General features: G+C 60.1%; 22 protein-coding genes. 12 read left to right on the top strand and 10 right to left on the bottom strand.

The window, feature by feature from the left end; all coding sequences use genetic code 11:
• The first annotated feature begins 71 nt into the window (after positions 1 to 71).
• Complete coding sequence (locus ACM6IV_RS13065) at positions 72 to 311, top strand: PilZ domain-containing protein (protein WP_414870317.1); 240 nt, start codon at positions 72 to 74, stop codon at positions 309 to 311.
• Position 312: 1 nt separating this feature from the next.
• Here ACM6IV_RS13065 and ACM6IV_RS13060 read toward each other — a convergent pair whose 3' ends face one another.
• From ACM6IV_RS13060 to def, 5 genes are all read right to left on the bottom strand, one after another.
• Positions 313 to 627, bottom strand: coding sequence for a tetratricopeptide repeat protein (locus ACM6IV_RS13060; RefSeq protein WP_414870316.1), 315 nt, complete (start codon positions 625 to 627; stop codon positions 313 to 315).
• Positions 628 to 778: 151 nt separating this feature from the next.
• Positions 779 to 2,155: a Trk system potassium transporter TrkA gene (gene trkA / locus ACM6IV_RS13055; protein ID WP_414870315.1), complete on the bottom strand. Its 1,377-nt coding sequence runs from the start codon at positions 2,153 to 2,155 to the stop codon at positions 779 to 781.
• 22 nt (positions 2,156 to 2,177) lie between these two features.
• Entirely contained in the window at positions 2,178 to 3,488 is a 1,311-nt protein-coding gene (gene rsmB, locus ACM6IV_RS13050; protein ID WP_414870314.1) for a 16S rRNA (cytosine(967)-C(5))-methyltransferase RsmB, read from the bottom strand.
• Positions 3,485 to 4,444 carry a methionyl-tRNA formyltransferase gene (gene fmt, locus ACM6IV_RS13045; protein WP_414870313.1) on the bottom strand — a complete coding sequence of 320 codons (960 nt, stop codon included), beginning with the start codon at positions 4,442 to 4,444 and terminating at the stop codon, positions 3,485 to 3,487. Before fmt ends, rsmB begins: the two co-directional genes overlap by 4 nt.
• A 58-nt stretch (positions 4,445 to 4,502) precedes the next feature.
• A complete protein-coding gene (gene def, locus ACM6IV_RS13040) occupies positions 4,503 to 5,009 on the bottom strand; it encodes a peptide deformylase (RefSeq protein WP_414870312.1) in 507 nt (168 codons plus the stop codon).
• 160 nt (positions 5,010 to 5,169) lie between these two features.
• On the opposite strand from def, the gene ACM6IV_RS13035 reads away from it, so the two are divergent.
• The 8 genes from ACM6IV_RS13035 (at position 5,170) to ACM6IV_RS13000 (ending at position 13,350) form a co-directional block, all read left to right on the top strand.
• Positions 5,170 to 6,195, top strand: coding sequence for a LysM peptidoglycan-binding domain-containing protein (locus ACM6IV_RS13035; RefSeq protein WP_414870311.1), 1,026 nt, complete (start codon positions 5,170 to 5,172; stop codon positions 6,193 to 6,195).
• An 82-nt stretch (positions 6,196 to 6,277) separates the two neighbouring features.
• Positions 6,278 to 7,375, top strand: coding sequence for a DNA-processing protein DprA (gene dprA, locus ACM6IV_RS13030; protein ID WP_414870310.1), 1,098 nt, complete (start codon positions 6,278 to 6,280; stop codon positions 7,373 to 7,375).
• Between the two features lie 54 nt (positions 7,376 to 7,429).
• Positions 7,430 to 7,987: an L-threonylcarbamoyladenylate synthase gene (locus ACM6IV_RS13025; RefSeq protein ID WP_064389694.1), complete on the top strand. Its 558-nt coding sequence runs from the start codon at positions 7,430 to 7,432 to the stop codon at positions 7,985 to 7,987.
• Positions 7,988 to 8,255: 268 nt separating this feature from the next.
• Positions 8,256 to 8,924 carry a hypothetical protein gene (locus ACM6IV_RS13020; protein ID WP_414870309.1) on the top strand — a complete coding sequence of 223 codons (669 nt, stop codon included), beginning with the start codon at positions 8,256 to 8,258 and terminating at the stop codon, positions 8,922 to 8,924.
• The gene (locus tag ACM6IV_RS13015) at positions 8,902 to 9,636 is read left to right on the top strand and encodes an iron-containing redox enzyme family protein (protein WP_414870308.1); all 735 of its coding nucleotides are present in this window, start codon (positions 8,902 to 8,904) and stop codon (positions 9,634 to 9,636) included. The genes ACM6IV_RS13020 and ACM6IV_RS13015 overlap by 23 nt, the downstream gene beginning before the upstream one ends.
• 42 nt (positions 9,637 to 9,678) lie before the next feature.
• Positions 9,679 to 10,773: a DUF3419 family protein gene (locus ACM6IV_RS13010; RefSeq protein WP_414870307.1), complete on the top strand. Its 1,095-nt coding sequence runs from the start codon at positions 9,679 to 9,681 to the stop codon at positions 10,771 to 10,773.
• On the top strand, positions 10,770 to 12,038 hold the full coding sequence (locus ACM6IV_RS13005) for an aminotransferase class I/II-fold pyridoxal phosphate-dependent enzyme (RefSeq protein ID WP_414870306.1): 1,269 nt from the start codon (positions 10,770 to 10,772) through the stop codon (positions 12,036 to 12,038). Before ACM6IV_RS13010 ends, ACM6IV_RS13005 begins: the two co-directional genes overlap by 4 nt.
• Positions 12,028 to 13,350 (top strand): phenylacetate--CoA ligase family protein, encoded by a 1,323-nt coding sequence (locus tag ACM6IV_RS13000; protein WP_414870305.1) that lies wholly within the window; start codon positions 12,028 to 12,030, stop codon positions 13,348 to 13,350. Before ACM6IV_RS13005 ends, ACM6IV_RS13000 begins: the two co-directional genes overlap by 11 nt.
• Positions 13,351 to 13,385: 35 nt before the next feature.
• On the opposite strand, the gene ACM6IV_RS12995 is transcribed toward ACM6IV_RS13000, so the two are convergent.
• A complete protein-coding gene (locus ACM6IV_RS12995) occupies positions 13,386 to 14,363 on the bottom strand; it encodes an NADPH:quinone reductase (protein ID WP_414870304.1) in 978 nt (325 codons plus the stop codon).
• Between the two features lie 150 nt (positions 14,364 to 14,513).
• Between ACM6IV_RS12995 and hemF the strand changes: the two genes are divergently transcribed.
• Both hemF and aroE read left to right on the top strand, forming a co-directional pair.
• Positions 14,514 to 15,428, top strand: a complete 915-nt coding sequence (gene hemF / locus ACM6IV_RS12990) for an oxygen-dependent coproporphyrinogen oxidase (protein WP_414870303.1) — start codon at positions 14,514 to 14,516, stop codon at positions 15,426 to 15,428.
• Between the two features lie 9 nt (positions 15,429 to 15,437).
• The gene (gene aroE / locus ACM6IV_RS12985; protein ID WP_414870302.1) at positions 15,438 to 16,259 is read left to right on the top strand and encodes a shikimate dehydrogenase; all 822 of its coding nucleotides are present in this window, start codon (positions 15,438 to 15,440) and stop codon (positions 16,257 to 16,259) included.
• 116 nt (positions 16,260 to 16,375) lie between these two features.
• Here aroE and ACM6IV_RS12980 read toward each other — a convergent pair whose 3' ends face one another.
• The 3 genes from ACM6IV_RS12980 to betC form a co-directional block, all read right to left on the bottom strand.
• Positions 16,376 to 17,944 carry a SulP family inorganic anion transporter gene (locus ACM6IV_RS12980; protein ID WP_414870301.1) on the bottom strand — a complete coding sequence of 523 codons (1,569 nt, stop codon included), beginning with the start codon at positions 17,942 to 17,944 and terminating at the stop codon, positions 16,376 to 16,378.
• A gap of 380 nt (positions 17,945 to 18,324) precedes the next feature.
• Entirely contained in the window at positions 18,325 to 19,245 is a 921-nt protein-coding gene (choX, locus tag ACM6IV_RS12975) for a choline ABC transporter substrate-binding protein (RefSeq protein ID WP_414870300.1), read from the bottom strand.
• Between the two features lie 16 nt (positions 19,246 to 19,261).
• On the bottom strand, positions 19,262 to 20,776 hold the full coding sequence (gene betC, locus ACM6IV_RS12970) for a choline-sulfatase (RefSeq protein ID WP_414870299.1): 1,515 nt from the start codon (positions 20,774 to 20,776) through the stop codon (positions 19,262 to 19,264).
• Between the two features lie 114 nt (positions 20,777 to 20,890).
• Here betC and ACM6IV_RS12965 point away from each other — a divergent pair, with 114 nt between their 5' ends.
• Positions 20,891 to 21,841 carry a choline sulfate utilization transcriptional regulator gene (locus ACM6IV_RS12965; protein ID WP_414870298.1) on the top strand — a complete coding sequence of 317 codons (951 nt, stop codon included), beginning with the start codon at positions 20,891 to 20,893 and terminating at the stop codon, positions 21,839 to 21,841.
• Positions 21,842 to 21,913: 72 nt separating this feature from the next.
• Here the strand turns inward: ACM6IV_RS12965 and ACM6IV_RS12960 are convergent, their stop codons facing one another.
• Positions 21,914 to 22,579, bottom strand: coding sequence for an NAD(P)-dependent oxidoreductase (locus tag ACM6IV_RS12960; protein ID WP_414870297.1), 666 nt, complete (start codon positions 22,577 to 22,579; stop codon positions 21,914 to 21,916).
• Positions 22,580 to 22,585: the final 6 nt, after the last annotated feature.

Raw genomic sequence — 22,585 nt, 5'->3', positions numbered from 1 at the left:
TGATTGGCATGATCTGTGGATAACCTCTCTGCTGAGGTTATCCACAACCGTTCATCAAAGGGCGCGACAAGATGTCCGAACAACGCAAATCCTTCCGCATCAAGATCACCCACGACAGCTTTGGCGAATGCCTCGGGCAGACGCGCAACCTGTCGCCTACGGGGGTGTTTGTGCAGCATCCGGTGTTGGCTTCTTTGCCAAAAGGCGCCGTGGTTTACGGCCAGGTGCAGGGTTTACCCGCAGGCGCGCCGCGAGTGCGGATGGAAGTGGTGACGGTGGACGCCGAAGGCATTGGCCTTCGTTACCTTTGATTTACTGCGCCTGACGATCGAGCTTCTTCAGAAACACCGTCATTTCCTTCTCGGCCTGCTTGTCGCCATGGGCGCGGGCCGCTTCCAGGCCCTGCTCCCACGCCTGACGCGCAGCGGCGTGATCACCCAGCGCCAGATGTGCCTTGCCCAGCAGTTTCCATGCCGCTGAATACTTGGGATCTAAGCCAACGCAACGCTGGAAGTGCTCGGCGGCCTTGGCGTTTTCGCCCAGATCCAGATAGCCCTTGCCCAGGCCGAAGCGCAGCAGGGAGTTATCCACACCCTTGGCGAGCATTTTTTCCAGGGATTCGAGCATCGGTGGATTCCTTTTCGGGGAGTGTCAGGTGTTCATCGGGTTTAGTGAGGCCGCCTTCGCGAGCAAGCCCGCTCCCACATTTGGAATACGTTACCCCTGTGGGAGCGGGCTCGCTCGCGAAGAGGCCGCCACAGTCACCGAAAATTCAGGATCAGAAGAAGCTCAACCCCACATGAAACAGCTTCTCCACATCGCGAATATGCTTTTTATCCACAAGGAACAGAATCACATGGTCGCCCGCTTCGATCACCGTATGGTCGTGGGCAATGATCACTTGTTCATTGCGGATCACCGCGCCAATCGTGGTACCCGGCGGCAGGCCGATCTTTTCGATCGGTTTGCCAATCACCTTGCTCGACTTTGCATCACCGTGGGCAATCGCCTCGATGGCTTCCGCCGCACCGCGACGCAATGAATGCACGCTGACGATATCGCCACGGCGCACGTGGGCCAGCAGGGTGCCGATGGTCGCCAGTTGCGGGCTGATGGCGATGTCGATATCGCCGCCCTGAATCAGATCGACGTAGGCCGGGTTGTTAATGATCGTCATGACCTTCTTCGCCCCCAGCCGTTTGGCCAGCAGCGACGACATGATGTTGGCTTCGTCATCATTGGTCAGGGCGAGGAAGATATCGGCGTCAGCGATGTTCTCTTCCAGCAGCAAGTCGCGGTCGGACGCGCTGCCCTGCAGCACCACGGTGCTGTCGAGGGTGTCGGAGAGGTAGCGGCAACGTGCCGGGCTCATCTCGATGATCTTCACTTGATAACGGCTTTCGATGGCCTCGGCCAGACGCTCGCCAATCTGCCCGCCGCCAGCAATGACGATGCGCTTGTAGGTTTCGTCGAGGCGGCGCATTTCGCTCATCACCGCGCGAATATTCTCACGGGCGGCAATGAAGAAGACTTCGTCATCGGCCTCGATCACCGTATCGCCTTGGGGCAGGATCGGCCGGTCACGGCGGAAAATCGCTGCCACGCGGGTCTCGACATTCGGCATGTGTTCACGCAACTGCCGCAGTTGCTGACCCACCAGCGGCCCGCCGTAATAGGCGCGCACCGCCACCAGTTGCGCCGCACCCTCGGCGAAGTCGATCACCTGCAAAGCGCCGGGATGCTGGATCAGACGCTTGATGTAGTTGGTCACCACTTGCTCGGGGCTGATCAACACGTCGACCGGAATCGCTTCGTTCTGGAACAGTTGCTCCTCGCGATTGAGGTAGGACGCTTCGCGCACCCGGGCGATCTTGGTCGGGGTGTGGAATAGCGTGTGAGCAACCTGACAGGCGACCATGTTGGTTTCGTCGCTGTTGGTCACCGCCACCAGCATGTCGGCGTCGTCGGCGCCGGCCTGACGCAGTACCGACGGTAGCGAGCCACGGCCTTGCACGGTACGAATGTCGAGGCGGTCGCCGAGGTCGCGCAGGCGCTCGCCGTCGGTGTCGACCACCGTGATGTCGTTGGCCTCGCTGGCCAAATGCTCGGCCAGCGAACCGCCGACCTGTCCCGCACCGAGGATGATGATTTTCATCCAGTCACTCCGTTGAATCCGTTTAGCCGCGCGCGGCAGCGATCTTGATCAGCTTGGCGTAGTAGAACCCGTCATGGCCGCCCTGCTGGGCCAGCAATTGGCGACCATGGGGCTGTTTGATCCCGGCGCTGGTGGCCAGGTCCAGTTCGCGGGCACCGGGGGTGCGCTCGAGGAACGCGGCGATGACTTCGGTGTTCTCGGTCGGCAAGGTCGAGCAGGTGGCGTACAGCAGGATGCCGCCGACTTCGAGGGTTTTCCACATGGCGTCGAGCAGTTCGCCTTGCAGTTGCGCGAGGGCGACGATGTCGTCCGGCTGACGGGTCAGCTTGATGTCCGGATGGCGGCGGATTACGCCGGTGGCCGAGCATGGCGCGTCGAGCAGGATGCGCTGGAACGGTTTGCCGTCCCACCACTTCTCGATATCGCGACCGTCGGCGGCGATCAGTTCAGCGTTGAGGCCGAGGCGCTCAAGGTTTTCTTTGACGCGCACCAGCCGTTTGGCTTCCAGATCCACCGCGACCACGCCGGCGAGCGCCGGTTCGGCTTCGAGGATGTGGCAGGTCTTGCCGCCGGGGGCGCAACAGGCGTCGAGTACGCGTTGCCCCGGTGCCAGATCAAGCAGGTCGGCGGCCAGCTGCGCAGCCTCGTCCTGCACGCTGATCCAGCCTGCGGCGAAACCCGGCAGGCTGCGCACATCGGCAGCCGCTTCAAGGATGATGCCATCGCGGCTGTACACGCATGGCGTCGCAGCGATACCCGCTTCAGTCAGCAGACTGAGGTAGGCGTCGCGGCTGTGATGACGGCGATTGACCCGCAGGATCATCGGCGGATGTGCATTATTCGCTGCGCAGATCGCTTCCCACTGCTCAGGCCAGAATGCCTTGAGGGATTTTTGCAGCCAGCGCGGGTGGGCAGTGCGCACCACCGGATCACGTTCCAGCTCGGCGAAAATCGTTTCGCTTTCGCGCTGGGCATTGCGCAATACGGCGTTGAGCAGACCTTTGGCCCAAGGTTTTTTCAGCTTGTCGGCGCAACCGACGGTTTCGCCGATGGCGGCGTGGGCCGGCACGCGGGTGTAGAGCAATTGGTAGAGGCCGACCAACAGCAGTGCTTCGACGTCGGCGTCAGCAGCCTTGAACGGTTTCTGCAGCAGCTTCTCGGCCAGCGCCGACAGACGTGGCTGCCAGCGCGCGGTGCCGAAAGCCAGATCCTGAGTGAAGCCGCGATCGCGATCCTCGACCTTGTCCAGTTGCGTCGGCAGGGAGCTATTCAACGAGGCTTTGCCGCTGAGCACGGCGGCGAGTGCCTTGGCGGCGGCCAGACGCGGGTTCATTGTGCGTCCACCGCTGCACCTAACACGGTGCCGACCGCGAATTTCTCACGGCGGCTGTTGAACAGGTCGCTGAAGTTCAGCGCTTTGCCGCCAGGCAATTGCAGGCGGGTCAAGCACAGCGCCTGTTCGCCGCAGGCGACGACCAAACCGTCCTTGCTGGCGCTGAGGATTTCACCCGGGGCGCCTTTGCCGTCGGCGAGCGTCGCCGCCAGGACTTTCAGCGCTTCACCGTTGAGGGTGCTGTGGGTGATCGGCCATGGGTTGAAGGCGCGCACCAGACGTTCCAGCTCAACCGCCGGACGGCTCCAGTCGATGCGTGCTTCGTCCTTGTTCAGCTTGTGTGCGTAAGTGGCGAGCTCGTCGTTCTGCACTTCGCCTACCAGCGTGCCGGCGGCCAGACCGGCAATCGCCTGCACCACGGCTGGCGGGCCCATTTCGGCGAGGCGGTCATGCAGGCTGCCGCCCGTGTCTTCAGCGCTGATCGGGGTGACAACCTTGAGCAGCATCGGACCGGTGTCGAGGCCGGCCTCCATGCGCATCACGGTCACGCCGCTTTCCGCATCACCGTGTTCTACGGCGCGCTGAATCGGCGCCGCACCGCGCCAGCGTGGCAGCAAGGAGGCGTGACTGTTGATGCAGCCCAGACGCGGGATATCCAGCACCACTTGCGGCAGGATCAGGCCGTAGGCGACCACCACCAGCAGGTCTGGCTTCAATGCGGCCAGTTCAGCCTGCGCGTCAGGGTTGCGCAACGTCGGCGGCTGCAACACCTGGATATTATTTTCCAGGGCGAGCTGTTTGACCGGGCTCGGCATCAGTTTTTGCCCGCGACCGGCCGGACGATCCGGTTGGGTGTACACCGCAACGATCTCGTAAGGGCTGTTCAGCAGGGCCTTAAGGTGTTCGGCGGCGAATTCCGGGGTGCCGGCAAAAACGATGCGCAGTGGCTCAGTCATGAAGGGCGTCTCATAAAAAGAAAAAGGCTTGCCGCAGCAAGCCTTTGGAGGGGGGGCATCAAGCGTTCTGGCGGTGCAGCTTTTCCAGCTTCTTCTTGATCCGGTCGCGTTTGAGCGTGGACAGGTAATCGACGAACAATTTGCCGTTGAGGTGGTCGCATTCGTGCTGGATGCACACGGCGAGCAGGCCTTCGGCGATCAGCTCATAGGGCTTGCCGTCGCGGTCCAGCGCCTTGATCTTGACCTTTTGCGGGCGGTCGACGTTTTCGTAGAAACCCGGTACCGACAGGCAGCCTTCCTGGTATTGCTCCATTTCATCGGTCAGCGATTCGAACTCGGGGTTGATGAACACCCGCGGTTCGGTGCGGTCTTCGGAAAGGTCCATCACGACGATACGTTTGTGCACGTTGACCTGGGTCGCGGCAAGGCCGATGCCCGGCGCTTCATACATTGTTTCAAACATGTCATCGACCAACTGACGCACTTCGTCGTCCACTACAGCCACAGGCTTGGCGATAGTGCGCAGACGCGGGTCCGGGAATTCGAGGATGTTTAAAATGGCCATAGGCTTTGATTGCTGCACACGTTGAGTAAAGTCGGGCGATGGCCTGGCAGGTCCGAAGATGCAGGCTACCGTTGTGAAGCGTAGCTTGTGCATTTTGCACAAGCGAGCCACGGGGGCTCTGACGGTTCACGCGAATGCACATGATAAAGGGATTCACTGCATGAGGAAAACACTACTCGCCCTGCTGCTGTTGGCTTCGGCCGGCGCGGCGCAAGGGCAAGTGCAACTCAGGGATGGTTTTCCACAGCAATACACGGTGGTTTCGGGGGACACACTCTGGGACATATCCGGCAAATACCTGCGCGAACCCTGGCAGTGGCCACAACTGTGGCGGGCCAATCCGCACATCGAAAACCCCAACCTGATCTACCCGGGCGACACGCTGACCTTCAGTTACGTCGACGGCCAGCCGCGTCTGACGCTCAATCGTGGCGAGTCGCGCGGCACCATCAAGCTCTCGCCCCGGATTCGCACCAGCCCGGTGGCCGAGGCGATTCCAAGCATTCCACTGAAATCGATCAACAGCTTTCTGCTGAGCAACCGCATCGTCGACAAGGTCGAGGATTTCGACAAGGCGCCGTACATCGTCGCCGGCGATGCCGAGCGCGTGCTCAGCGGTACCGGTGACCGCATCTTCGCGCGCGGTCATTTCGATCCGGATCAGCCGGTTTACGGGATTTTCCGTCAGGGCAAGGTCTACACCGATCCGCAGACCAAAGAGTTTCTCGGGATCAACGCCGACGACATCGGTGGCGGTGAGATCGTCGCCACCGAAGGCGACGTCGCCACCCTCGCCCTGCAACGCACCACCCAGGAAGTACGCCTCGGCGACCGTTTGTTCAGTGGCGAAGAGCGTTCGATCAACTCGACCTTCATGCCCAGCGCCCCGACGACCAACATCAACGGCGTGATCATCGACGTGCCGCGCGGCGTCACCCAGATCGGCGTGATGGACGTGGTCACGCTGAACAAGGGCAAGCGCGATGGTCTGGCCGAAGGGAATGTGCTGGCAGTGATGAAAACCGGTGAAACCGTGCGCGACCGTATCACTGGTCAGCCGCTGAAAATTCCCGACGAACGCGCCGGGTTGCTGATGGTTTTCCGCACCTACGACAAACTCAGCTACGGACTCGTTCTCAACGCATCGCGTTCACTGGCGGTGCTCGACAAGGTGCGAAATCCGTAGCTTGCTTCACAAGTTACCAACAGAGTTATCCACAGCTTGTTCCGAATGGTTCGGGGCTTATTACGATCAAGGATGATCCATCATGTCACCTGTCTGTACGCCGGTTTCTCCGGCGGAACTGGAAGCGCGCTTGCGCCTGCATCGCTTGCCGGATGTCGGCCCGAAGCGTTTTGCCAAATTGCTCGAAGCCTTCGGCTCGGCTTCCAAAGCCATCAGTGCGCCGGCCAGCGCCTGGCGTTCGCTGGGATTGCCGGCGGTGTGCGCAGAAGCACGGCGCTGTCCCGAAGTTCGCGATGGCGCCAGCCACGCAATGCGCTGGCTAGAGCGGCCGGATCAGCATTTGCTGATGTGGGACCAGGCGGATTATCCGGCGCTGTTGGCGCAGATTCCCGATCCGCCACCACTATTGTTTGTTGCCGGTGATCCGATGATTCTGGAAAAACCGCAACTGGCGATGGTCGGCAGTCGCCGCGCCTCGCGTCCGGGTATGGACACGGCGGCGGCGTTTTCCCGAAGCCTTGCCGGGGCCGGTTTTGTCATCACCAGCGGTCTGGCATTGGGCATCGATGCCGCTGCGCATCAAGCCGCGCTGGATGTCGGCGGGCTGACTGTCGGTGTGCTTGGAACGGGACTGGAAAACTTTTATCCACAGCGCAATCGACGGCTGGCTGACGCGATGATTGCATCCGGCAGCGCGGTGCTTTCCGAGTTTCCGCTGGACGCCGGGCCGACGGCGAGCAACTTCCCGCGCCGCAACCGGATCATCAGTGGTTTGTCCCTTGGCGTACTGGTGGTCGAGGCGAGCGTCGCCAGTGGTTCATTGATCACCGCCCGGCTGGCTGCGGAACAAGGGCGCGAGGTTTATGCCATTCCCGGTTCGATTCATCATCCCGGTGCGCGCGGTTGCCATCAGTTGATCCGCGACGGCGCGGTGCTGGTGGAAACCATTGAACATATCCTCGAAGCCCTGCGCGGTTGGCAGCATCTACCTTTATCGACAGATACGGCGAAAGTCGATCACCCGTTGCTCTCCCTGCTCCACGCCGCGCCGCACACCAGTGAAGGTTTGGCCGACAGCAGCGGCTGGGCGTTGCCCAAAGTGCTGGCGGCACTCACCGAACTGGAAATGGACGGTCGTGCAGTGTGCGAAAACGGTCGCTGGCTGGCCAGGACACGCTAGGTTTTACGAGGAAGATCGGTAAACTGCGCGAAACCTGATTGCGGAGATTTTTTCATGGTCAACAGTTGGCGTGTGCAACAAGCCGCACGAGAGATTCGCGCCGGGGCGGTGATTGCCTATCCAACCGAAGCCGTCTGGGGGCTGGGTTGCGACCCGTGGAACGAAGAGGCCGTGGATCGGTTGCTGGCGATCAAAAATCGTTCGGTGGTCAAAGGTCTGATTCTGGTGGCCGACAACATTCGCCAGTTCGACTTCCTGTTCGAAGACTTCCCGCAAGAATGGATCGACCGCATGGCCAGCACCTGGCCGGGGCCGAACACCTGGCTGGTGCCGCACCAGGGCTTGCTTCCGGAATGGGTGACTGGCATGCACGACACCGTGGCGTTGCGGGTCAGTGATCATCCGCAAGTGCGCGATCTGTGCTCGATGGTCGGGCCGCTGATTTCGACCTCTGCCAACCCGCAGGGTCGCCCGGCGGCGCGTACCCGATTGCGCGTTGAGCAATATTTCCGTGGCCAGGTGGATCTGGTGTTGGGCGGCAGCCTCGGTGGCCGGAAAAACCCTAGCGTCATCCGCGATCTGGCGACGGGTAAGGTCATTCGTCCCGACTGACCTGAAGTCTGCCTCATTTTCTTTTGAACTCCTCGGCTGAAGTGACGAGGAGTTTTTTCTGTCTGCGATATTTTTTATCAAACTCTAAAACTTAAACAATCTGTTGTTTATGGAGTTCTGCTGTGTGTCAGATAAATCTATAAGCTGGAAGTTTCAGTAACTTTTCCCACGTCATTATCAGAAGTCGCGCAGTGGCGATATTGCCAAAAGCATCCATTATTTCAATGCGCTCAGAAAACTTCGATAAGTTAACGTCTGCGGAGAAGGAATGGATACTACTGACTTGCAACTCAAGGATTATTTGCAGGGTCTTCAGGAGACACTGAAAAAGCAACACGCCGATTATCGTATCGCTATTCTTGAAACGGGGGCCGATACCCGCGAATTTGAACAGTTCATTGGCCGGCAGTTTCGTCTCCGATTAAAGCATTACATGCTGACGTCCAGAGCTCGGGCACTTGAAACAAGGCTGGCGATCTCATCGCGCAGTACCCATTTTCTGCTGTACCAGCGCGATCAACTGAACGCGGTGCTGCGAGTGACCCCCTCGCCGTTCGAATGGGCGTCGCTGGCGCACCAGTATGTTTCGCCGACTGTGGCGCTGGCGCGGCATGTCGAGTTCAGCCGCCTGATCACCCATTCGCAACAACACCGGCCGGTGCCTGTCAATGCGTTGCTTGCCGCCGCTACAGAATGGGCGATCGATCGCGGCTATCAGGGGGTTACTGCCTTGTGCAGGTCGCCGCAACGGCGACTGTTCCAGCGTTTCGGCCTGACCCCAATCACCTCGAATTCACTTCATATCGAACATCGCGCTCGCGGCGACTACTGGTTGCTGTCAGCTGAGTGGCGACAAATTCTCACAGCGCTTCAACAACCCTGCCCCCTAAACGCCAACTACCCGGAGAGTCGCGATGAATGCATCCGTCAGTTTTGAACAACAGTTGATCATGCTCGATCAGCGCATCGAAAAAGCATGGGCCGATATTCTGGATAGCTCCCGGCTGGTCAAGGCAATCCGCGAGGGCAGTGTCTCCAGAGCGTTATATGCGATCTACATGATCGAGACCTTTCATTACACCGCACACAATGCGCGAAACCAAGGGCTGGTCGGTGTGCGGCATGCCGATAATGCTGTTTATGCGAAGTTCTGTTTTGAACATGCAGCACAAGAAGTCGGTCATGAAAAAATGGCGCTGCATGATGTCATGAGTCTCGGGTTGAAAAATGAGGCATTTGATATACCGCCGGCACTTCCTGAAACTGAAGTGTTGATTGCCTATTTGTATTGGATTTCTTTTACCGGTAATCCGCTACAACGACTTGGATACAGTTATTGGGCGGAAAACGCCTATCACTTTATTACTCCGCTCATCGATAAACTGAGCGAAACACTGGCGCTGAAACCTGCACAATTGACCTTCTTCATCGCTCATTCAGATATTGATGTCGAGCACTTCAACGAGATCAAACTCATTTTGCAGCGCACCTGCAAGCACCCGGCTGACTGGGATGCCATTGCCACGGTAATGGAAACCAGTCTGCGCCTCACCGGCAACATGCTCGAGGCCGTCTATGAGCAGTATGAGGCCTGGCAAAACGGCCTTGCGCCCCGCTACGAATTCCTTCGCGCCCTGGATAAATCATGACGCCTGCACGTTCATTTTCACGCCGGGCAACCGGAGGTCGAGATGGCTGATTACTTCAAGCGGTTGAACTACGCGCTGGGGGATGAAGACACGGCGCTTGAGTACGCCATTCTCCCCAAGCATGCCGGGCACGTAGCGGGTGTTGCTGGTTGTGGTGGTCGGATGCTGTCATTGCTGGCCCGCAGCCCGGCCCGCATGACTTGCGCGGATATCAGTGCGCCGCAACTGGCCTTTACCCGCTTGCGGTTTGCCCTGTTGGAGCAGACCGACCACGAGGCATTCATGGACTTCATGGGTTACCGGTCAGGCATCCCGGCGCGACGGCGCCAGTCCATTTTTCGCCATCTGGACCTGCCGTCGCAGGATCGCCGCTGGCTGGCTGACCTGTTTAATTCCCGCCATTGGCAACCGCCGATCTACCTCGGGGCCTTCGAGCAGACCCTGCAACGATTGGCCAAGGTCAACGGACTGTTCACTGGCAAGGCGGGCCGAGCAATCTTCCAGTGCCGTGACCTGGGTGAGCAAGCGGCGTATTACCGAAGCCACTTCCCGCGCATGCGCTGGAAGGCTGTGATCGCCTTGTTGGGAAATGCGGCTGTGCTCAATTCGCTGCTGTACCGAGGGGCATTTCCTCGCAACAACCTGGGGATCAGCTCCCGCAAGGCCTATCTGGGCATTTTCCATACCTTGTTCACCACGCAGATCGTGCGCGAGAGCTTTTTCCTGCAAATGCTGTTTTTCGGTGAACTGCGGTATCCGCAGGGCTTTCCGCTTGAATGTGATCCGCAGGTTTTCCAGCAGGCTCGCAAGGCGCTTTCGGGGTGTGAGTTGACCGTGGTGCAGGGCGACATTGTCGACTGCATCATGCAGCACCGTGATGTCGATTTTGTCTCGCTTTCCGACGTTCCGTCATTCATGCCCCCGGCGGTCGGCACCGGTGTTCTTCAGCGGATTCAGCCTGCCTTGAGCAAGCATGCACATGTGGTCATTCGCGGCCATTTGCATGTGGTCCAGCCTGATCGCACAGGCTTCTGCGACGTCACCGAGCAGTATCAGGACGCAATCGCGCGCGAAACAACCCAACTCTGGCGAGTGCAGGTCTACCGCCAGACATCACCTGTGCAGGTATCTCGATGAATACACCTCATCCTACCGTCAATTGGGTCAGGAACCGTGTGCGTCAGGCCCGTGACGATCAGCAGCAATTGTTCGATGCCGGACTCAATGGCCTGCAACTGGTGCAGCGCGAGGGCAAGCTCATCACGTTGGGCAGTGGCGAGCAGTTGACCGAGTTTCTCTCCTGCTCCTATCTGGGACTCGAGAGCGATCCGCGTCTGATTCAAGGCGCTGTGCAAGCGGTCGAGTCTTTCGGTGTGCAATTCGCGGCTGCCCGGACCCGCGCATTGCTACCGCCGATGCGTGAACTCGACGAGCAACTGAACCGCATTTTCCAGGGGCATACGGTGACGTTCAACTCAGTGGGCAGCGCCCATCTGGGGTGTCTGCCGCTGCTGGGCTCCGGTGAGTTGCCGTCGTATCCCATGCGTCGTGGCCCCGGCTGGATCGTTGATCGAGCGGCCCATGCCTCGATGCAAGTTCTGCAAGGCATTCTCTGGCAGTTCGGCCCCGTGCAGCGCTGCGATTGCAGTGATCTTCAGCAAGTTGAAGATGCCTGTTCCGCAGCCGTCGCCGCTGGCAATACACCCATTATCCTGACTGACAGCATTGGCTCGATGCGCGGGCTTTATCCCGTCAACCGCCTGCTGCAACTGGCCGAGCGATTTGAGGGCTATCTGTATGCGGATGATGCTCACGGCACGTCGATTCATGGCGAAACAGGGGGAGGTTATGCCCTTGTGGCTGCTGCTGAGCCGTTACGCGATCGCTTGATCCTGCTGTCGTCATTGTCCAAGGCTTTCGGTGCGACCGGCGGTGCGATTACCGTGCTGACGGCGGCCGATGCCGAGCTGATCCGGCGCCATGCGTCGACGTATACCTTCGGTGGGCCACTGTCGATGGGCGGTGTCGGCGCGGCAGTCGCTTCAGCGAGAATCCACCTTTCTGCGCAGTTGGGTCAGTTGCAGGCGTCGTTATGGCGAAATGTGGCGATCATTGATGATCTGCTCGGACCGGTGCTGGGCAACCACCAGATTGCTTCCCCCATACGTTTCGTCCGGGTCGGCGCCGAGCGTGATGCCATCAGTCTGGCGTTGCACCTGCGGCGGCATGCCATCGCCGTCACTACGGCGTTGTTTCCGGTGGTGGCCAAAGGTGAAGCTATCCTGCGATTGGCCGTCAGCGCCAATCACCGTCAGGCGCAGTTGGAGCAACTGGCCAGCGCCGTCAAGGACGGGTTCGCTGAGCTGGGCATTCGTCAGGGAGAACCGCGTCATGCGCAGTGACCCGATGATGCATGCCAGTTCGACGGCCGTTCACGCGGCTGCGACAGAGGCCTTCGCGAGAAAGTTGGCCCATGCGCGATCACTGCCATGGTTCTGCACGTTGTATCCGCAGCTTCGACACGTACAGAGCGCAGAGGATCTGCATCGGTTGCCGATCCTGGCGGTGGAAGACGAACAGGGTGGTTTGCTGTTTACACAAATCAGCGAGGCATCGCACTGCACACCTGGTGGTGGGCTGACCCTGACCTCGGGTGGCAGCACCGGCAATCGCAAGCACATCACCCATTCCTGGGCGTTCAACGACAGCATCGTACCCTTGGGCGCGCGGATGTTTGCTGCGACCGACGAACATCCGCGTGTCGTCATCAACTGCTTGACGCCCGGTGAAATGCAGGGAGCCTTTCAATACGCGGCAGCGATCGTTCAGCACATTGGCGCCCGTCTGCTGCCGGCGGGTGCGCTGATGGGTATTCAGCGCATAGCCGGGTTGATTCATGCCCAAGCCGCCGATGCACTGATCTGCACCCCCTCTTTTGCGGCGGCGCTTTTCAATCATGCCGATGTCGATAAGGCGCAGTTGAGCAGTCTGAGATGGCTCTACTACATTGGTGAACCCTGTCGTCAGTCCCAGCGCGAACAATTGGCCCGGGACTGGCCGGCCCTGAGCATACGGTCGTTGGGCTATAGCTCGACGGAGACCGGACCGATCGGCTTCCAATGCGCGCACCTTGAGCATGGCTTCTACCATCTGCATGCGGACGCGATACTGCTGGAAGTGGTTGATCCCGTCAGCCTGCGAGCGCTAGCCGACGGTGAAACCGGCGAGTTTCTGCTGACGCCTCTGCTGCCCGATCAGGTGCCTTTACTGCGGTACCGCATCGGCGATCGTGGCCGAATACTCCGCAGGCAAGCGAACTGTGCCTGTGGCAGCGCTCTTCCAATACTGGAGCTAGAGGGGCGAGTCGAGAGCTCGATCAAGCTGGGCGGTGCGCTCATCACTCAGCGACAGGTTCTGAGCGTGCTCGCAGACGCGTTGCCCGAACTGCATGCTTCGGACGTGCAGGTGCAGATTGATCGACAGGCCGACGGCGCGCATATGCGGCTGCTTATCGCGCAGGAGCGATTGCCGGCCGGTGCAGAACGCGTTATCGAAGAGGCCTTGCGCAACGAAGCGCAAGCAAGCGCATTGCTCGGACTGCCAGGTGTGCTGGGCTTGCAGGTGCGGCGTCTGGCTCGTGGTGACTTTGCAACCACCGTGGCCGGCAAAACGCCATTCTTTGTTGAATTGCGAGGCGCCTCGGGCGAGTCATGAAGACTCGTCCGGGGGCTTCGCTGGCTGACTACGGGTCAGGGCAACAGGACGGTCGAGCCGGTGGTGCGCCGCGCCGACAGTTCGGTTTGCGCCTTCGCCGCATCTGCCAGTGGGTAACGCTGGCTGACGTCCACCTTCAATTTGCCGCTGATGATCATCTCGAACAATTCATCCGCCATCCGCTGCAGGTTCTCGGCATTGTTGGCATATGTCGCCAGTGTCGGGCGGGTGACATAGAGCGAACCCTTGGCGGCAAGAATGCCCAGGTTCACCCCGTCCACGGCGCCGGAAGCATTACCGAAGCTCACGACCAGGCCCCGCGGCGACACGCTGTCGAGGGACGTCAGCCAAGTGTCCTTGCCGACGCCGTCGTAGACCACCGGCACCTTCTTGCCGTCAGTCAATTCCAGCACGCGTTGCGCAACGTTTTCGTGGCTGTAATCGATCGTCGCCCAAGCGCCATTGGCCTTGGCCAGCTCGGCTTTCTCTTTGGAGCTGACGGTGCCAATCAGCTTCACGCCCAAAGCCTTGGCCCATTGGCAGGCAAGTGAACCGACACCGCCAGCGGCGGCGTGAAACAGCACGGTTTCGCCACCCTTGAGCTCATAGGTCTGGCGCAGCAGGTATTGCACGGTCAGGCCTTTGAGCATAACCCCGGCGGCCGTTTCGAAACTGATCTCGTCGGGCAGGTGCACCAGATTGTCCTGGGGCAGCACATGCAATTCGCTGTAGGCCCCCAACGGGCCGCTCCCGTACGCCACGCGATCGCCGACCTTGAAGCGGGTGACGTCGCTGCCCACGGCATCGACGATGCCTGCACCTTCAGCACCCAGGCCGGACGGCAAGGCGGGCGGTGCGTACAGACCGCTGCGGTAATAGGTGTCGATGAAGTTCAGGCCGATCGCCTTGTTGGCCACGCGCACTTGATTCGGGCCGGGTGCTGCGGGTTGGTAATCAACATATTCGAGCACTTCGGGGCCGCCGTGGGCGCGGAACTGGATACGCTTTGCCATCTGCCTGCTCTCCTTGGGTCTTTTGTGAGCCCTCTATCCAACTCCCATGCTTGATCTTCGTCAACTGCGGCGGGCTGTTGTGCGGTGGTATGCTACGCGCCCATTTGCGTCGCCCGTTTGCCGGGGCGCCGCCCGATTCAAGGTGAAGCCATGACGACCCGCACCGACGCCGTAAAGGCCTATCTGCTCGACCTGCAAGACCGCATCTGCGCGGCGCTCGAAACCGAAGACGGCGGCACGCGCTTCGTTGAAGACGCCTGGACCCGGCCTGCTGGCGGTGGCGGTCGCACCCGCGTGATCGAGAACGGCACGCTGATCGAAAAGGGCGGCGTCAACTTTTCCCATGTCTTCGGCAGTGGTCTGCCGCCTTCGGCCAGCGCCCATCGCCCGGAACTGGCCGGTCGTGGTTTTGAAGCCCTCGGCGTGTCGCTGGTGATTCATCCGCACAACCCGCACGTACCAACGTCGCACGCCAATGTGCGCTTTTTCATTGCCGAGAAAGAAGGTGAAGAGCCGGTCTGGTGGTTCGGCGGCGGCTTTGACCTGACTCCGTATTACGGCAATGAAGAAGATTGCATCCACTGGCACCGCGTTGCCGAACAGGCCTGCGCGCCGTTCGGGGCAGACGTTTATCCGCGCTACAAAGCCTGGTGCGACAGCTACTTCCACATCAAGCATCGCCATGAACCACGTGGCATCGGCGGCCTGTTCTTCGATGACCTGAACGAGTGGGACTTCGACACCAGCTTCGCCTTCATGCGCGCCATCGGCGACGCGTACATCGAGGCCTATCTGCCCATCGTGCAGCGCCGCAAAAACGATGCCTTCACCGCTCAGCAACGTGAGTTCCAGGAATTCCGCCGCGGCCGTTACGTCGAGTTCAACCTGGTCTATGACCGTGGCACCTTGTTCGGTCTGCAATCGGGCGGGCGTACCGAATCGATCCTGATGTCACTGCCGCCGCAAGTGCGCTGGGGCTACGACTGGAAGGCCGAACCTGGCAGCGAAGAAGCACGCCTCACCGAGTACTTCCTGCAGGACCGCGACTGGCTGGCCGAGGCCTGAGGATTTCTGATGGATCGCTACGTCGTTTTCGGTAACCCGATCGGCCACAGCAAGTCGCCGATGATTCACACGCTGTTCGCCCAGCAGACCGGCCAGCGCCTCGACTACAGCACGTTGTTGGCGCCGCTCGACGATTTCGCCGCCTGCGCCACGGCGTTCTTCCAGGAAGGGCGCGGTGCCAACGTCACCGTGCCGTTCAAGGAAGACGCCTATCGCCTGGCCGACAGCCTGACCGCGCGCGCGCAGCGTGCCGGTGCCGTCAACACCTTGAGCAAACTGGCCGATGGCTCGCTGCTCGGTGACAACACCGACGGCGCCGGGCTGGTGCGCGATCTGACGGTGAACGCCGGGTTCAGCCTGACCGGTAAACGTATCCTGCTGCTTGGTGCTGGTGGTGCGGTGCGCGGGGCGCTGGAGCCATTGCTGGCGGAAAAACCGTCCTCGGTCATCATCGCCAACCGCACGGTGGACAAGGCTGAGCTGCTGGCAGAGTTGTTCTGCGACCTCGGGCCGGTGTCAGCCAGTGGTTTCGACTGGTTGCGTGAGCCAGTGGACGTGATCATCAACGCCACGTCAGCCAGCCTTACCGGCGATGTGCCGCCAATTGCGCCGAGCCTGATCGATCCAGGCAAGACCCTGTGCTACGACATGATGTATGGCAAGGAGCCGACGGCGTTCTGCCATTGGGCCAGTGAGCATGGCGCTGCGGTGGTGATGGATGGCTTGGGGATGTTGGCGGAGCAGGCGGCCGAGGCGTTTTTCCTGTGGCGTGGTGTGCGCCCGGATACCGCGCCGGTATTGGCCGAGCTACGCCGCCAGTTGGCCCAATAAATCACCCTGTGGGAGCGAGCCTGCTCGCGAAAGCGGTCTGTCTGACACATCAATTTTGGATGTATCGCCGTCTTCGCGAGCAGGCTCGCTCCCACACGGATTACCTCTATCGCCAATCAGTCTTCAAAGCGGATCGGGCATTTCTCCGGCCCTTCCAGCTTCCGCAACTCTTCGACCACCTGCGGCCGCGCCCGGCGCAAGGTCAGACTGCGATTCTGGCTCAACAACCGCCGCGCCTCCTGATGCAGCATCTCCACCCCTGAATAATCGATGAAGTTGATCTGCTGCGCCTCGATCACCACGCGTGCGCCATGCATCCGTTGCAGACGCACTTGCAGGTAATGGCTGGCGCCGAAAAAGATCGAGCCGCCGACACGCAACACATCGTCTTCGCCGTCGCGCCAATGCTGCACGCGCGGTTGCGAGGTGCGCTTGAGGTAGAAGAACAGCGAGGCCAGCACCCCGGCATAAATGGCCGTCTGCAATTCCAGCAGCAAGGTTGCCAGGCAGGTCAGGGCCATGACCACAAACTCGGCGCGGCTGACCCGCAGCAAGGCGCGAACGCCCCGGTGATCGACCAGCCCCCAGGCGATCAACAGAATGCTGCCGGCCATCGCCGGGATCGGAATGTGCGCAATCAGCCCGGCGCCAAACATCGCGAACAATGCCACCCAGATCGCAGAAAACACCCCCGCCAGCGGCGAACAAGCGCCCGCCTCGTAACTGAGGCCGGAACGGGTAAACGATCCGGCCGACAAAGACCCTGAAAAGAACGCCCCGACAATATTCGACAAACCCTGCGCGCGGACTTCCTGATTGGCATCGAGCAACTGCTGCGAACGTGCCGAAATCGAGCGTGCAATCGACAGACTGGTGACAAGCCCGAGCATGCCCACCGCCACTGCACTCGGCAGCAACCGCAAGATCAAGTCCAGATCCAGTGGCAAGGCACTGAACGGCGGCAAGCGCCCGACGAACGCGCTGACCCGATGCACGTGGCCGAACATGCCCGGCCACAGCCACGCCAGCAAACTGGCCAGCACCAGCGTGATCAACAACGTCGGCCAGCGCGGCAGCAGGTGTTTGAGCAGCAGGCCGACGACCACCGTGACCAGACCCAATACCAGCGAAGGTTTATCCACAGCCCGCAGGTGTTGCAGCAGATCCATCAAACTGGCCAGTGCTGTGGCTTTCGCCGGTAACTCCAGGCCTAACAGGTTCGGCAACTGCCCGATGGCAATCACCACCGCCGCGCCGAGGGTGAACCCCAGTACCACCGAATGCGAGACGAAATTCACCAGCGCGCCAAAGCGCAGCAAACCGAGCAGCCACTGGAATATCCCCGCCAGCAAGGTCAGCAGCAGGATCAGGGTGATGTAGTCCTGCGAGGCTGGAACCGCTAAAGGGCTGACACTGGCAAACAGCACAATCGAAATCGCCGCCGTCGGGCCACAGATCAAATGCCACGACGAACCCCACAGACAGGCGATCAGCACCGGGATGATCGCCGCGTAGAGGCCGTATTCGGGTGGCAGACCGGCGATCAACGCATAGGCGATCGACTGGGGTAACGCGAGAATCGCACCGCTGAGGCCGACGACCAGATCCCGTCCGACGCTGGCGCGGGTTTGTCGCGGTAGCCAGGTGAGGAAGGGGAAGAGAGAGTGGCGGCTGGGGAAGGCCATGGGTCCTCGCGGTTGGGGGTTTGTTCAAGGTTATCAGGGTGTCAGGGGAAAGGCCCCTCACCCTAGCCCTCTCCCAAAGGGAGAGGGGACTGACCGAGGTGTCTGGACTGAATACATCGACTTGAAAAATCAGGTCGTACTCGGGTTCTGAAACAGCAAGAGCCCCTCACCCTGGGCCTCTCATGGAGGGAGAGGGGACTGACCGAGGTGGATGAGGGAGGTACGCTGACCTGAAATATCCAATCGAACTCAGGTTCTGAACAGCATAAAGATCGGCTCCCTTTCCCCCTCGCCCTTCTGGGGGCGGTCCGACGTTTCGGGAGGGCTGGGGTGAGGGGGCAAAAATCTCAAGCCGAGCACAATGCCTAACAGCCGCACGATCACAGCTTCGCTTTCACTGCCGCCAGCGCATCCTTGCCATCCACGGTCTTCACCCCGTCCAGCCACTTGTCCAGCACTGCCGGATTGGCCTTGATCCACGCCTTCGCCGCCTCGGCATTGCTGACTTTCTTGTTCACCACCTCGGCCATGATGCTGTTCTCCATCTCTTGAGTGAACGACAGATTGGTCAGCAATTTACCCACGTTCGGACAGGCCTCGGCATAGCCCTTGCGGGTCAACGTGAACACGCTGCCGGTGTCGCCGAAGTACTTTTCGCCGCCCTTCAGATAACGCATCTTCAACTGCACATTCATCGGGTGCGGCGTCCAGCCGAGGAAGGTGACGAATTTCTGTTTCTTCACCGCCCGCGACACTTCAGCCAGCATCGCCTGCTCGCTGGACTCGATCAGCTTCCACTGGCCCATGTCGAAATCATTCTTCTTGATGATTTCCTGCAGCGAAATGTTCGCCGGCGCGCCTGAACCAATGCCGTAGATCTTGCGCTCGAACTTGTCCGCGTATTTGTTCAGGTCGGCAAAGTTATGTACACCCGCGTCCCACACGTAGTCCGGCACGGCGAGGGTGAATTCGGTGCCGTCGAGGTTCTTCGCCAGTTGCGTGACATCGCCGGTGGCGACGAACTTGTCGTAGAAGCCCTGTTGCGCCGGCATCCAATTGCCGAGAAAGACATCCACCTGGCCGTCCTTCAAACCGCCAAAGGTGATCGGCACCGCGAGGGTGTCGACCTTGGCCTTGTAGCCCATGCCGTCCAGCAGAAACCCGGTGATCGCGTTGGTCGCGGCAATGTCGCTCCAGCCCGGGTCGGCCATTTTCACCGTGTCGCAACTTTGCTCGGCGTAGGCCGCAGCGCTGCTCAGCGCGAGCAGGCCAACCGTCACTACTGTGGATAACTTACGCATGGACTTCCCCTTAACATTATTGGTTTTGGCAGGGTTGTGGATAACGTGCTTTGCGTTCCAGATCATCAAGGTCGATGTGGTTGCGCATGTACTGCTGACTGGCGTCCACCAGTGGCTGGTGATCCCAGCTCTTCAGCTTGCCGATGGTTAAGGCGTCGGCGACGAATCGGCGACGGCGTTGGCTGGCCAGCACCTCCCGATGAATGGCCGGAATGTCCCACTTGGCCCGCGCTTCGCCGAGAAAATCTTCGAAAAGTTGACGATGTTGTGGTGATTGGCTGAGTTCTTCCAGTTCACGCGGATCATTGTGTATATCAAAGAGCAGGCAAGGGTCGCTTTCACTGTAGATAAACTTGTAGGGACCGCGTCGGATCATCATCAATGGACTGATGGTGCCTTCGGCCATGTATTCGCCGAACACTTCGTCATGACCACCCTGCCCTTGCAGGTGCGATACCAGTGACCGGCCATCCAGCGGCAAGCCGGGTTCCAGTAAGCCGCCGGCCAATTCGACGAAGGTTGGCAACAGGTCTGCGGTCGACACGGCGGCACTGACCCGTCCGGCAGTGAACTGGCCTGGGGCACTTATCAACAGGGGCACGCGGGCCGCCATCTCGTACCAGTGCATTTTGTACCAAAGGCCTTTCTCACCGAGCATATCGCCGTGGTCACCGGAGAAGACGATGATGGTGTCGTCGATCAGTCCGGTTTCTTCCAGCGTTTGCAGAAGTTTGCCGACGTTAGCGTCGATATAGCTGCATGCGCCGAAATACGCCCGGCGCGCATCGCGGATCTTATCCACAGGCAGCGGTTTATCCCACAGGTCATAAACCTTGAGCAGGCGCTGGGAGTGCGGATCGAGTTCGTGTTGATCCGGGGTTGCAGGTAGCGGGATGTCGGCATCGTCGTACAAATCCCAGAATGCCTTGGGAATGGTGTACGGGTCGTGTGGATGAGTCATTGACACAGTCAGGCAAAACGGGTGGTCGCCATCCTCACGGATGTGATCGAACAGATACTGCTGCGCCTTGAACACCACCTCTTCGTCGAAATCCAGCTGATTGGTGCGCACGCACGGCCCGGCCTGCAGTACCGAAGACATGTTGTGATACCAGCTCGGGCGAACATCCGGTTCATCCCAGTTCACCGCCCAGCCGTAGTCCGCCGGGTAGATATCGCTGGTCAGGCGTTCTTCATAACCATGCAACTGGTCGGGGCCGCAGAAATGCATCTTGCCGGACAGCGCGGTGCGGTAGCCGAGACGGCGCAGGTAGTGCGCGTAGGTTGGGATGTCGGCGGGGAAGTCGGCCGCGTTGTCGTAGGCGCCGATCTTGCTCGGCAACTGGCCGCTGACCAGGGTGAAACGTGAGGGCGCGCATAGTGGACCGTTGCAGTAAGCGGCATCGAACACCACGCCTTGGGCGGCGAGGCGGGAAAGATTCGGCAGTTTGATCGGCGACGGGCCGTAGAACGGCAACATTGGCGCGGCCATCTGATCGGCCATGATGAAAAGAATATTCTTGCGCTTCATGTGATCGCGGCATTCCATAGTGAAAATTTATGCGACATTGCTGCGATCGAGCATGAAGTCCATGCTGTATCCGGTAAAGCCCGCGCAGGACAATAACTAGGATAAGCACAGCTTATGTATGACGCTTTGGGAGATCTGTCCCTCGACCTGTTGCGCGCCTTTGAGGCGGCGGCCCGCCAGCGCAGTTTCACCGCCGCGGCGGTTGAGCTTGGCACCACGCAGCCGGCAATCAGTCAGCAGATCAAACGGCTGGAAGAACAGCTCGGCACGCGGCTGTTTGACCGGATCTACCGAGGCATCGAACTGACGGAAGCGGGGGCGATCCTGTTCGAGCAAGTTACCCTCGGATTGCAGAATATCGATGCAGGACTAAGCGCAATCAGCGCACAGCAACAACACGAGGTGCTGCAGGTCGCCACCGATTTTGCCTTCGCCGCCTATTGGTTGATGCCACGTTTGCACCGCTTTCACGAAGCCAATCCACAGGTCGACGTCAGCCTCGTGACCAGCGAACGCAACCACAATATGCTGCGCACCGATATCGATGTGGCGATCCTGTTTGGCGACGGGCGCTTCAAGCAGGGCGAAAGTCACTGGTTGTTCAGCGAAGAAGTGTTTCCGGTGTGCAGCTCGCAATTGCTCAAGGATCGCGCCCTGCCCTTGCCTGCTCAGGCGTTGCTGGAGTTTCCATTGCTGCACCTGCGGGGTGAAAACAGCAGCAACTGGTTTGACTGGAGTGGGGTGTTTCGCCAGTTGGGCATCACTTCGCCGCCGGCGCCGGGGCAATTGCGCTTCGACAATTACACGCTGTTGATTCAAGCGGCGATTGGCGGCCAAGGCGTGGCGATCGGTTGGCGGCACCTTGTGGATAACTTGCTGAGTCAAGGTTTATTGTGCCGGCCCATCGCTGAAACGACCCTGTCGCGCCTCGGTTATTACGTGGTCCTGCCACAGCGCAAGCGCCGGGGCGCGCTGATTCAGCAGTTTGTCGATTGGTTGATGGCGGAGCAGGCGAGCAGCGCGCAATCCTTGAGTGGGCTGGCGCTGCCTTCGATTGCGGTGTGAAGGTCAAAAAATCACCACCTTTGGCAGCTTCTACACCGATCTCATGCAGGAGCTGCCGAAAGCGGCGATCTTTTACGAGTCTGACGCCGCCACAAAATTTACATGTTCACCCACGTGCAAATTCAGCCTTAGCTCATCGGCAATCCCCACGGCCACGCGATTCAGACGCTCCAGCGGTTCGGCCAGACCCGGTTCCAGATTGCCGCCGACCTGACTGAAATGCTCAATGGTCAGCCCGGCGACGCCATGCGGCGCATTGACCAGCGTCCAGCCCAGGGCGCTGCTTTGGACAGCTTCAAGGATTTCCTCGGCGGCATGCCGTTGCAGGCGGTCGTCACTGTCAGGTTCGTCGAGCACGCCGAAATTACCGACCAGAAACAGGCGCGGCACGCTCGCCAGTTGCAGGCCTTCAACCAGCGCGTCGACGGCCAGCACCTGTTCGACCGGCCCAAGCGTCACCGAACGTTCAACGTGGTCGCTGCTGAACGGCAGTCCTGGCGCGTCCAACAGACAAATCACTGCCGAACTGCCGGCGACGCTCTGATTGACCCGCTCGGCATCGAACAAGTCGCCGGTTTTCGTCCTCAATCCCGGGCGCGGTGCGAGCGCGGTAAGATCGTCGAGAATGGCAATGACTTCGTGCTGACGGCGCAGCAATTCAGCCATCAACGCACCGCCCAGGCTGGCCATGGCACCATACAGCACCACTTTCACCACTGGGGTTTCGGCATTTTTCATGGCTGT

This window comes from Pseudomonas sp. IT-347P (assembly GCF_949768005.1).
Lineage (GTDB): Bacteria > Pseudomonadota > Gammaproteobacteria > Pseudomonadales > Pseudomonadaceae > Aquipseudomonas.
The sequence above is the reverse complement of the archived record's forward strand: the minus strand, read 5'-3'. Positions and strand labels throughout refer to the sequence as shown.